Origin of the sequence: Janthinobacterium lividum, from assembly GCF_011601275.1 — a bacterium.
Lineage (GTDB): Bacteria > Pseudomonadota > Gammaproteobacteria > Burkholderiales > Burkholderiaceae_D > Janthinobacterium > Janthinobacterium lividum_E.
The window spans coordinates 23,595-30,210 of the sequence record NZ_JAAOLY010000034.1 but is presented as its reverse complement, the minus strand read 5'-3'; the positions used below and the strand labels follow the sequence as shown (position 1 = coordinate 30,210).

The 6,616-nt window shown below is 60.8% G+C and carries 9 protein-coding genes; 2 read left to right on the top strand and 7 right to left on the bottom strand.

Going from position 1 to position 6,616, the window contains the following annotated elements; translation table 11 throughout:
* The 4 genes from GYK42_RS29460 to GYK42_RS28100 form a co-directional block, all read right to left on the bottom strand.
* Positions 1-83 (bottom strand): demethoxyubiquinone hydroxylase family protein (locus GYK42_RS29460; protein WP_240943907.1); only part of this gene is annotated, 83 nt, incomplete at its 3' end.
* 431 nt (positions 84-514) lie between these two features.
* On the bottom strand, positions 515-967 hold the full coding sequence (locus tag GYK42_RS28110) for a PaaI family thioesterase (RefSeq protein ID WP_034748275.1): 453 nt from the start codon (positions 965-967) through the stop codon (positions 515-517).
* 27 nt (positions 968-994) lie between these two features.
* Positions 995-1,486, bottom strand: coding sequence for a MarR family winged helix-turn-helix transcriptional regulator (locus GYK42_RS28105; protein ID WP_166450171.1), 492 nt, complete (start codon positions 1,484-1,486; stop codon positions 995-997).
* Between the two features lie 45 nt (positions 1,487-1,531).
* Positions 1,532-2,707: a citrate synthase family protein gene (locus GYK42_RS28100; RefSeq protein WP_166450170.1), complete on the bottom strand. Its 1,176-nt coding sequence runs from the start codon at positions 2,705-2,707 to the stop codon at positions 1,532-1,534.
* Positions 2,708-2,798: 91 nt separating this feature from the next.
* On the opposite strand from GYK42_RS28100, the gene GYK42_RS28095 reads away from it, so the two are divergent.
* Both GYK42_RS28095 and GYK42_RS28090 read left to right on the top strand, forming a co-directional pair.
* Entirely contained in the window at positions 2,799-3,341 is a 543-nt protein-coding gene (locus tag GYK42_RS28095; protein WP_166450169.1) for a GNAT family N-acetyltransferase, read from the top strand.
* A 22-nt stretch (positions 3,342-3,363) separates the two neighbouring features.
* Positions 3,364-4,416, top strand: a complete 1,053-nt coding sequence (locus GYK42_RS28090) for an NAD(P)/FAD-dependent oxidoreductase (protein ID WP_166450168.1) — start codon at positions 3,364-3,366, stop codon at positions 4,414-4,416.
* Between the two features lie 17 nt (positions 4,417-4,433).
* Here the strand turns inward: GYK42_RS28090 and GYK42_RS28085 are convergent, their stop codons facing one another.
* The 3 genes from GYK42_RS28085 to GYK42_RS28075 all read right to left on the bottom strand — a co-directional run bounded on the left by GYK42_RS28085 (position 4,434) and on the right by GYK42_RS28075 (position 6,548).
* Entirely contained in the window at positions 4,434-4,838 is a 405-nt protein-coding gene (locus GYK42_RS28085; RefSeq protein ID WP_346768174.1) for a hypothetical protein, read from the bottom strand.
* 208 nt (positions 4,839-5,046) lie between these two features.
* A complete protein-coding gene (locus tag GYK42_RS28080) occupies positions 5,047-5,421 on the bottom strand; it encodes a hypothetical protein (RefSeq protein ID WP_166450166.1) in 375 nt (124 codons plus the stop codon).
* Between the two features lie 227 nt (positions 5,422-5,648).
* Positions 5,649-6,548, bottom strand: coding sequence for a LysR family transcriptional regulator (locus GYK42_RS28075; protein ID WP_166450165.1), 900 nt, complete (start codon positions 6,546-6,548; stop codon positions 5,649-5,651).
* Positions 6,549-6,616: the final 68 nt, after the last annotated feature.

Below are 6,616 nucleotides of genomic sequence, written 5' to 3'. Positions count from 1 at the left end.
GGCGCCGTGAGCCGGGCCAGGAAAATCTGTCCTGCATAGATGTGAACCGCGCCGTTCTCGCCGGCGTGGTCGACTTTCAGCATGCGGGCAGCTAGTTCGTCTAGGTCCCATGCACTGCTCGCGTTGGGTAGCATCGTGAGCTTTCTATCAATACGGAACGGCGATAAATTGAATGACCGCTTCTGGCCGGTTGCCGTCGTTGCCAGGTTTCACCCCATTTGGGACATTTGTCCCGCTGCAGGCACTATAAATCTTAGAGGCCCATAACAGCCTCGAAGAGATGACGAACCCACTTGCTAAACGCGAGGCGTTTGGACTCGCGTTGCTTCAGCCGATGCATCAACAACCACGTTGCATACAAGGCGATCATAACGGCGCATGCTGCACTGATGATAGCTGTGCTGATCTGTACAACTGTAAGCATAACCATCCGTCCTCATTCTCACTACGTCCGCTTCTGGCCGAAAGCAGACGGCCAGGATGAACCAGGCTTCGGCCATGGCGCCGATCAGTATCAAGCGGCCGCTTGCTCCCGCGGCCGGATGATCATGCAGGTGGCGGTCGCGTGCGCGTACACTTTGCCGGCCTCGTCGCGGATCGTGCCTTCGGAAATGACCAGGTTGCGTCCCGCATTGATGACTTTACCTTCCGCGTAGACCGTCACGTTGAAGGGCAGGGGGCGGCACATCTTGATGTTCAGGTCCGTCGTGCCGTAGCTTTCGCCGGCGGGCAAGACCGTGTGCGTGGCGCAGCCCGTGACCGTGTCGAGCACAGTGGCGGCAAAACCGCCGTGCACGCCACCCATGGGATTGGTGTGCGTTTCATTCGCCGTCGCCGTGAAGATGACACGGCCATGCTCCACCGTGTGTGCGTCCATGGGCATGGTCTTGGAAATGCCGGGCCGTGGGAACAGGCCTTGCGCGAAAGCTTGCATCAGTTGCAAGCCGGTCATGTCGTTGGGGTGCATGGTAGCTCCTGTGGGGTGATGGATGGGTTAAATATCTTGCTGGAAACGCAGGCGCGAGGCGTGCAGCAGGAAGCGGGCGACGACGGCCAGCTCCTCCTCGCTGAAACCTTGCTTCAGTTGTTGATTCAAACTGTCGAGCAGGGGCAGGGCGGAGGCCAGCACCTCGCCGCCCTTGGGCGACATGTGCAGGGTGCCGGCGCGCGCGTCCAACGCCGACTGGCCGCGCACGATCAGGCCGTTTTCTTCCATGCGCGCGACCAGGCCCGTGACGGCCGAGTTTTTTAGCTGCAGCGCCCGCCCCAGATCCTTCAGTTGGCAGCCTTCTTCGCCCTTCAGGGCAAACAGGGCGACCACTTGCGTACCGGAAAATCCCAGTTCGCTGGTGAAGACGGCGTCTGCCGAACGAAACAGATTCTGCCGCGCCAGGTTAAGCAGATTGAACAGGCGCGGCGAACGTTCGCCCAACGGGCAGGCTGCGGCATCGGGGACGTCTGAAGTAGGAGAATTATTGGTACGCATACGAAGTATACTACTACGTATGCGTAATAAATCAAGCGTCGATTTCTAATCTCGCTGGTGGCGTCCGACATAGCGTGCGCGTGGACGGATCAGGGCCGCGCTGGCGGCTTGCTCGGCCGCGTGCGCGATCCATCCGGTCGAACGGGCCAGCGCAAACACGCTCAATGCTGCGCCCTTGGGCCAGCCGAAGGCCAATTCCATGGCGGCCAGCACCAGGTCGGCATTCGGCTTGGTGCCCAGCAGTTCGCCAGCCGTGGCGCAGACGGACAGGATGGCGTGCAGTCGCGGGTGCCCGGGCGACAGCGCTGCCAAACGGTCCAGCAGATACGCGGCGCGCGGGTCGCCGTCTGGATACAGCGGGTGGCCAAAGCCGGCGAATTCCGGCGCGATGGTCGCGTAGAAACTGCCGATGGCGGCTTTGTCGTCTGGCGTGGCCAGCGCCTGCGTCAACATGCACCTGGCTGCCGCGCTGCCGCCGCCGTGTCTGTCGCCGGACAAGGCCGCCAACCCGGCGCCCAGCGCGGCGGGCAAACTGGCGCCCGTCGAGGCGACGCAGCGCACGGCAAAGGTGGACGCATTCAATTCATGGTCGGCCAGCAGCACCAGAGTCGCGCGCAGCAATTCAGTCTGGTCCGCGTCGGCTCGCCACGCCTGGGCCATCTGCCGGTGCAGCGGCAAGGCGGACGGGGCCGTCTGGAGCAGGGCGGCGGCCAACAATCGCATCAAGGCGGGGCCGGACTGCAGCATGTCAGCAGGCGCAGGCAGGGACGACAGCATGGCCATGGCCAGCATGGCGCGCGACAGCGGCGGCGCATCTGGCGCGCTGGCCAGTTCCTGCGGCAGGGCAGGAGCATCTTGCTGGAAATAGTCTATCGCGTTGTCGTCCCACAGCAGGCCGGCGGCCGTCTCCAGCGTCGCGGACTCGGCCTGCGCCGTCGCATCGCAGCCGCGGTATAGCAGCCGGCCATCGAGAATGTGGGAAATCTGCGTTTCCAGCACGGGCAAGCCCCAGTGCATGGCGGCCACGGCCGTCTGGCCGCCCCGCTTGGCGTCATTTTTACGCGCCGCCAGGCGCAGTACGTCTTCCTGCGGATAGCGCTTGCTGCGCGAATCGCCCTTGCTGACGGACGCCAGCAAACCCCGGCTCACGTAGGAATACAGGGTGGGCAGGCTGACGCCCAGGAGGCGCGCCGCGTCGAGGGCGGATAAGTCGTTTTTCATGGCGGCGATTGTATCTGTATATTGATTCGTGGAATCAAGATTGACGGGCCGGGCAGCGCGTCACTAGACTCATGCCTTTCCTGGAGTTTCCATGAGTACACACACCATTCGCACCCTGCGCGCCGACGACGCCGCGCCCTTGCTGGCATTCGAGCAGGCCAACCGGGCCTGGTTCGAGCGCCATATCGACCGGCGGCCGGACAATTTTTACACCGTCGACGGCATTGCCGCGCACGTCGCGCAATTCCTGGACGAACATGCACAGGGCCGCATGCATCCCTGCGTCATCGTCGACGAACACGGACAATTGATCGGCCGCGCCAACCTCAAGGACATTGACCGGCAGCAAGGCGTGGCCGAAGTCGGTTACCGCATCGGAGAACAACAAGCGGGCAAGGGCCTGGCCACGGCCGCGCTGCGCTACTTGATCACCCTGGCGCAAGAGGAATGGCGGCTGCAACGCCTGTGCGCCTACGCCATCGACGGCAATGCGGCGTCGATCCGCGTGCTGGAACGCTGCGGTTTCGTGCAGGGAATGGCCGTGCCCGATATCGCCACCGTGGCAGGCAACGTTGTCGACGGCCATGCCTATGCACTGGATTTGCGGGCAACTGGGGTAGACTCTGCCCTGTGATAAATAAACAAAGTTGACAGATATGAATCATGAGAGCCCGAAACGCATCATCGTCATCGGCGCCGGCGTCATGGGCGCGTCGCTCGCCTACCATCTGGCCAGCAAGGGAGCACAAGTTACCGTGGTCGAGGCAGGCGACATCGCTTCCGGCGTGACGGGCAGCTCGTTTGCGTGGATTAACACGTCCTGCGCCGGTCCCGACCCCATTGCGACCCTGCGCGGTGGCGCCATCGCCGCCTACCGCCAGCTGGAAACGCAGGTGCCCGGCTTGACCGTGCGCTGGCATGGCGCTTTGTCATACGGCACGCAGGATGGGCGGGTGTCAACCGAATCCATCTTGCTGGACCGCTCGCGCATCGTCCAGCTTGAACCGCATCTGCGACAGCCGCCGGAACAGGCCGTCCACGAGCCGGAGCAAGGCGCGCTCGACGCCGTTGCCGCCACACACGCCTTGCTGGCAGCGGCCAGGGCGCTGGACGCGGCCATCCGCACGCACACGCCTGTGCTGGGCTTTGTGGTCCAGGGTGCGCGGGTGACAGGTGTGGAAACGGCCGCTGGCCTCATCGAAGCGGACGTGGTCGTGCTGGCGGCAGGCACGGGAACTGCTGCGCTGGCGCAGATGCTGGGCGCCAGCCTGCCCATCCACGCCTCGCCCGCCATTTTCATGCGCTACAAGGCGCGGCCCGGCTTGGTGCGCGGCATTATTTCCAGCCATGCAATGGAAGTGCGGCAAGACGAAGATGGCACCATGCTGGCGGCGGAAGACTATGTGGACGAGGCGCCGGAAAATCAGCCCGCCGCCATCGCGCAGCGCACGGCCAGCGCGATCCGCGATGAACTCGAGGGCGCCGAGGCCATCGCGCCCGCATTCGCCGGCGTCGGCCTGCGCCCTATGCCCTTTGACGGCGTGCCCATCGTCGGCTACTTGCCGCAGGTCGAAGGCGCGTACGTGTGCGCCATGCATCCGGGTGTGGTGCTGGCGGCCATCGTGGGGCAGCTGGCCAGCGGGGAAATCGTCGATGACCAGCCGGCGGCGGCCCTGGAGGCTTGCCGGCCCGCACGTTTCCTGGCGTGATTGCGCCGCGCTGATTCCTACGGCACGGGCACGACAAATACGGGCAGCACGAACGGCACGACCTCCTGTTCATCGCCGTCCTCCGACGGGGCCTGCATATAATGTTCGTTGCGCCAGTCCCCGTTCACCACGCGCTCGGCGATCAGCGCCAGATCCTGCGTTTCGCGCAGTTCGCAGCGAAACGGCAGCCTCCCATGTGAGCGCGATACCAGGCTGAAACGCAACTGGCGGCATTGCGCATCGTGCCAGCAATAGAACAGCATCTCTTCGCCAACGAGCGCGCTGCTGCGTGCCGCGATCAACTCTCCGATGAATTCAACGATATCTGCCGCATGGATCTGCGGCGTCTCCTCCTCCGTGGGCGAAAAGCTCCACAGATTGCTCATGGCTTCGTGATTGATGTTGTCGGGATCGATCTCCACGGGATCGCCTTTTGCCATGGTGAACCAGTTGTTTAGGACTGTTGAGTGAGTCATGTAAAGCTTTCAGTACTTATTGATGATAGCGCCATGCCAATCGAAATCCATGCTGCAGTCCTTCCTGACATATTAAGGCTGGGTAGAGAATGACCTGTAGGTGAGCTTGCTCGTGAACTCAGGCCTTGGAAATACATCAATGCTCAGCTCAGCCTCATCCGACTGCAGATTCCGCATATACTATTCTAAAACCATGGTGCTGAGATTGTAGTTTAATACATAATCCTTGATGAAAATTCTCCTGAGTCAAGTCATTCACAATGCAATATAAGTTAAATCCTGGTGGCCAAACGATCAATGTCAGTTGATAACTTAGAATTTCTTCATTTTTCTCGGAATAATATGTTTTCATTACTTTGTTTTTTACATGTACTCCGGATTTTCTCAAGGCCTCATTAATCAGATATATTATATTATCATCGAGCGTCACATCTAAATTGTCATGGCCATTATATTCGCAGAGTATTGAAATCGGGAACTCCACCGCAATTTCAATTTTTTCTGCATGGTCGCAGGTTATTTTCATCATTTCATGCTCTGCTGGTAATTTGATTTTAAATGAATTGGGCCAATGCCAATCGTTTGAATAAATTCTACAATTCAAAGGCTGGCGCCGACTCAAGATGCTGTGCCGCAGGGAATGCATGTACCCGGTAACGCACTGCATAGCAATCGGCTTTCCGCATCAACTTAACGCTGATGGCCAGTGCATCATGCCATGCCAGCATCTTGGTGGTGCTGTCGCCGCCGCCGTCGTCAAGCTACATCATGGCCACTACCCCGCGGCCCATCCGCCAGCAACTCCGCCAACCTGGTCGTCAGCCACAAACTCGTCTCGCTCAGCTTCTTGCCATGGATAGCCAACCGCCGCACCGGCAGCCTGGATAAAGCCAGCGCAGGGCAGGGCACTTCCTGCAGATAGCCCTTGTAGTTGTCGTAATTGGCGATGTTCAGCGGCAGAATCGCCCAGCCCAATTCATCCGCGACCATCTCGGCAATACTGTAAAAACTGTCGGAAAACCAGACGGCGGGGCTGAAGGCGTGTTCGCGATTGAGCTCGGAATCCATGATCAGCTGGCGGTAGCGGGTCAGCTCGTTGCGGCTGACTTCCTGGCCATGCGCCATGGCGTGGCCTTTTGCGACGAACACGCCTTGCGCCACGCTACCGATGTGCTGCTGTTCCAGCACCGGGGAGATGGGGCCGCGGTCAAAATGAAAAGCCACGTCGGCTTGCTGCTGTTCCACGTACTGCGCCACTTCCGACGCCGTGGCGTTGAGCATGACCAGTTCCAGGGCCGGGTAGCGCGCCGCCAGTTCTTTCACCAAAGTGCCGATGGCCAGGTAGGGCAGGGCTTCGTCCAGCGCCAGGGTCAGCTGGGCTTCGGGCGCCTCGCTCAGCAGTTGGGCGCGCAGCTGCAATCGCTCGGCCTGGCGCAGCAGTTCGCACGCTTCCAGGTGCATCACCTTGCCCGCTTCCGTCAGCACGGCGCTGCGGCGCGAGCGGTCAAACAATTCCACGCCAAATTCCGCTTCCAGCAGCCCGATCGAGGTGCTGACCACCGATTGCGCGCGGCCCAGCCGCCGCGCCGCGCCCGAGAAAGAGCCGGCCGCGACGGCCGCTTCAAAGTAGCGCATTTGTTCCAAAGTCCATTGCATGGCATCAACCTATCTGTTTTATAGATGGATTTTAACTTGAATGCCATTCTGGGGCGACATAAAATGTA

Excerpts from the sequence above, each read along its gene's own strand:
- GYK42_RS28080 (WP_166450166.1), bottom strand. The coding sequence starts at position 5,421 with ATGATGAAAATAACCTGCGACCATGCAGAAAAAATTGAAATTGCGGTG.
- GYK42_RS28095 (WP_166450169.1), top strand. The coding sequence starts at position 2,799 with ATGAGTACACACACCATTCGCACCCTGCGCGCCGACGACGCCGCGCCC.
- GYK42_RS28105 (WP_166450171.1), bottom strand. The coding sequence starts at position 1,486 with ATGCGTACCAATAATTCTCCTACTTCAGACGTCCCCGATGCCGCAGCC.
- GYK42_RS28110 (WP_034748275.1), bottom strand. The coding sequence starts at position 967 with ATGCACCCCAACGACATGACCGGCTTGCAACTGATGCAAGCTTTCGCG.
- GYK42_RS28100 (WP_166450170.1), bottom strand. The coding sequence starts at position 2,707 with ATGAAAAACGACTTATCCGCCCTCGACGCGGCGCGCCTCCTGGGCGTC.
- GYK42_RS28090 (WP_166450168.1), top strand. The coding sequence starts at position 3,364 with ATGAATCATGAGAGCCCGAAACGCATCATCGTCATCGGCGCCGGCGTC.
- GYK42_RS28075 (WP_166450165.1), bottom strand. The coding sequence starts at position 6,548 with ATGCAATGGACTTTGGAACAAATGCGCTACTTTGAAGCGGCCGTCGCG.